Genomic DNA, 425 nt, shown 5'->3' with positions numbered 1-425 from the left:
TTCCGGGGCTATCACCCTTTACTGCGGCACTTTCCAGAGCCTTCATCTGTCTCATTAAAAGCTTAAGGGCTAATCCAATTTCGCTCGCCGCTACTTTCGGAATCTCGGTTGATTTCTCTTCCTCGGGGTACTTAGATGTTTCAGTTCCCCCGGTTTGCCTCCTGTTGCTATGTATTCACAACAGGATACTTACTTATGTAAGTGGGTTTCCCCATTCAGGAATCCCAGACTCAAAAGGTTATTACTACCTAATCTGGGCTTATCGCAAGTTATTACGCCTTTCATCGCCTCTGACTGCCAAGGCATCCACCGTGTACGCTTAGTCACTTAACCATACAACCCGAAAGGGTCTTAGCGTATGGCAACTAACCAAGGTTTTTGGTTGTCATCAAGAAGGGTTAATTCTTGATGACTGTTTGCCGGAC

Annotated in this window: 1 rRNA gene; it reads right to left on the bottom strand. The window is 46.1% G+C overall.

Going from position 1 to position 425, the window contains the following annotated elements:
- Positions 1-333, bottom strand: a 23S ribosomal RNA gene (locus FTW16_RS01900); the annotation flags it as partial.
- Positions 334-425: the final 92 nt, after the last annotated feature.

This window comes from Vibrio sp. T20 (genome assembly GCF_007858795.1).
Classification (GTDB): domain Bacteria; phylum Pseudomonadota; class Gammaproteobacteria; order Enterobacterales; family Vibrionaceae; genus Vibrio; species Vibrio satsumensis.
This window is presented reverse-complemented; position numbering and strand designations above follow the sequence as displayed.